1 pseudogene is annotated in these 253 nt (G+C 65.2%); it reads right to left on the bottom strand.

The features are described 5' to 3' along the window. Positions 1 to 129: pseudogene (locus J1M44_RS11350) on the bottom strand (IS3-like element ISTesp3 family transposase); the annotation flags it as partial. Positions 130 to 253 lie beyond the last annotated feature (124 nt).

Here is a 253-nt window from a genome sequence, read left to right as displayed (position 1 = left end):
TTCGCGCTTGAGCGTGGCGTTGAAGCTTTCCGCGAGTGAGTTGTCGGCACTCGTGCCGACCGCGCCCGTGGACTGGGTCACGCCCAGCTGCTCGCAGAGCGCGGCGTAGGCCTTCGAGGTGTAGACGGCGGGTTCAACCGGTCGTTGCAACACCGTGCGTTGAGAGCGAGCGTAGCTGCTCGGCGAAGACCTCCGCGGGAGTCTTCCAGTCCAGGACCTTCCTGGGCCTGTTGTTCAGCGTGTACGCGACTGC

Origin of the sequence: Micrococcus sp. KRD128 (assembly GCF_017168395.1) — a bacterium.
In the GTDB taxonomy this organism is placed as follows: domain Bacteria; phylum Actinomycetota; class Actinomycetes; order Actinomycetales; family Micrococcaceae; genus Micrococcus; species Micrococcus luteus.
This window is presented reverse-complemented; position numbering and strand designations above follow the sequence as displayed.